General features: G+C 38.6%; 3 protein-coding genes and 1 pseudogene. All 4 read right to left on the minus strand.

What is annotated here, in order from left to right:
- Positions 1-253: 253 nt before the first annotated feature.
- Positions 254-862: a DJ-1/PfpI family protein gene (locus tag Q0191_RS01145; protein ID WP_297663054.1), complete on the minus strand. Its 609-nt coding sequence runs from the start codon at positions 860-862 to the stop codon at positions 254-256.
- Positions 863-1,288: 426 nt separating this feature from the next.
- Entirely contained in the window at positions 1,289-1,648 is a 360-nt protein-coding gene (locus Q0191_RS01150) for a TfoX/Sxy family protein (RefSeq protein ID WP_297663056.1), read from the minus strand.
- Positions 1,649-1,657: 9 nt separating this feature from the next.
- Positions 1,658-2,071: a VOC family protein gene (locus tag Q0191_RS01155; RefSeq protein ID WP_297663058.1), complete on the minus strand. Its 414-nt coding sequence runs from the start codon at positions 2,069-2,071 to the stop codon at positions 1,658-1,660.
- Between the two features lie 56 nt (positions 2,072-2,127).
- Positions 2,128-2,267, minus strand: a pseudogene (locus tag Q0191_RS01160) (AraC family transcriptional regulator); the annotation flags it as partial.

A 2,267-nucleotide genomic window follows, 5' to 3' on the forward strand; every position in this document is an offset into this window, starting at 1 on the left:
CATCAACAAATCCAAGCAATTCACTGATTTTTAAAACTTTCTGAAATCCTAGAAAACCTCGTTTATTCGAAACGGAAAATGTTATACTCATAAAATAAACTTCCTATTATATTTTTACTATATTATAGCATAAATTACTATGGGGAAAATTAGAATCTGAAACAAGCTTTTCCATTTTTAATTCTTCATTTTGACATGGCAGTACAAATTACACAATCACTAAAAAAACAATCCGATCTCCTCAGATTGCTCTTTATTTACTAGAAAAGGGGTCTTGGTCAGCCTTGTTTTGCCACACGTATTCTGCTTTTTTAGCCAATTCTTCTGCCAAGTCCTGACCCCAGAAATCAGCTACAAAGCCCAAGGACATATCCATACCGGCCGAGACACCTGATGAAGTGTAGAACTTCCCATCTACGACCCAGCGTGCTTGGTCTTGCCAAAGGACTTCTCTATCATGTGAAGCAACCCAAGGTAAGGCAAGCTTGTTGCTAGTGGCTTTACACCCCTTGAGTTGACCAATCTGAGCTAAAAGAGCTGCTCCCGTGCAAATACTTAAGACCAACTCAGCTTGCTGGACAGCCTTTTCTAGCGAAGATAGGAAAATCTTATCCTCCACCATTTTTCTGACACCTTGACCACCAGGTAATAAGAGAAGAGAATTGGGAGGTAAGCTTTTAAAATTATCCGTCATGATTTGAAAACCTTGACGACTAGAAATCAGACCACCAGCAAGGGAGACATAGTTCATCTCTACATTGGGTAAAGCAGCTAAAAACTCTACTGGCCCCATCAAATCTAAGGTCTCAAAATCATCAAAAAGAAATGAAATAATCGTAATTGGTTGCTCTATTTTTAACATTGATCTCCTCTCATTTTCCATTGGTTCATAGCAGTCACTTACTCTACTTTCGATAACGACCCAGTAGGAATAAAAGTACCACCAAACCAATAACAAAGACGACGATCCCTAGAATCAACTTAATTATAAAACCTACAAAATAGAATAAAAAGATTAAACCTAAAATAAATAGAAATAATAGAATTCCCATAAGATCACCTCTGGCTACTATTATACCTAAAATCACGAGATTGGGATAGTTTTTGCTTATTCTTAGCATGTCATAGTAAGGTAAAACTCATTTTTTATACCAGCAAGTCTAATAATTTTCTAGACTCTCAATTAACGGGATATCTAGTGCAAAAGTATATAAACATTTGTATTAAAAAAGAAGACAAGCCTGCTGAATCAAAATTTAGCTAGACTTTCTTCTTTATTATTTTACTATTAATCTTCAGACGATAGCGTCAGCTCCTGATTGTAGGCCAAAGCTAGCTTGATCCAGTAAGACAGTTCTTTTTGTCCTTCGCCATCTAAATCAATATAGCCATGATAAAGCCTCCCCTTCATTAACGTCACACTAGCACCATTTTTAGGTAGAACCTGCTTTTCCATTTCCTTACCGATGCGTACCATGACAAGCTCTTGACTTCTCGAACTCACAGTAACGGTCATCTTACCTCGGACCATAAAAGCCAAACCACCAAACATCTTCTTCTCTTCTACCTCTTCTTCAAAAACATGAGGGGGAAGTTCAGTAGCTAAAATGGCACGGACTTGCTGGGCTAAGGATTCACTATAAGACATCCTTCTGCCTCATTTCATCACATCCCAGCCGATACCAAAACGGTCAATTAAGCGGGCATAAAACTTAGCAAAACCTTGATTCTCTAAAGCATAGAGAATCTGTCCACCTTCAGCAAGCTTGGCAAAAAGCTCATCGGCTTCTTCTCTACTGCCTGGGCTCAGAACTAACCATTGATTGGGCTGATGATTGCTAGGAATAGATAGGTCGTTAAAAATGCCTACATCTTCACCATTCAGGGTTAAGTTTTCCGTATCTAAGGCAATCCAGGCAAGCTTATCCCGTTTTTCTGCAGGAAGGTCAGCTGGATCCATCATCTCACTGGCTCGGACAAGTCCCTTTATCTCTGTCTGAAAAAGATCTGCATAGAAACGAAAAGCTTCTTCGGCCTGACCATTAAAACTTAAAAACACGTCTAATTTCATTATTGTTCCTCCAATTGTTTATAACTGAGAATAAATCTCTAGTATCAGTTTATCAATTAAGATAAAAATTTTCTTATTCTCAATTGCGCTTGTTTGGCTAGGGAACGCATGATTAAAACTGGAAGATTAACTGTAATAGGTGGATCGCTGGGCAAGGGCCTGCGCATGCTGATTTCCTCCTGATAGATGCTATCGC

This window comes from uncultured Streptococcus sp., from assembly GCF_938036805.1.
Lineage (GTDB): Bacteria > Bacillota > Bacilli > Lactobacillales > Streptococcaceae > Streptococcus.

What these genes read in the sequence shown, in the direction of transcription:
- Q0191_RS01145 (WP_297663054.1), bottom strand. Translation starts at nt 862, where the DNA reads ATGTTAAAAATAGAGCAACCAATTACGATTATTTCATTTCTTTTTGAT.
- Q0191_RS01150 (WP_297663056.1), bottom strand. Translation starts at nt 1,648, where the DNA reads ATGTCTTATAGTGAATCCTTAGCCCAGCAAGTCCGTGCCATTTTAGCT.
- Q0191_RS01155 (WP_297663058.1), bottom strand. Translation starts at nt 2,071, where the DNA reads ATGAAATTAGACGTGTTTTTAAGTTTTAATGGTCAGGCCGAAGAAGCT.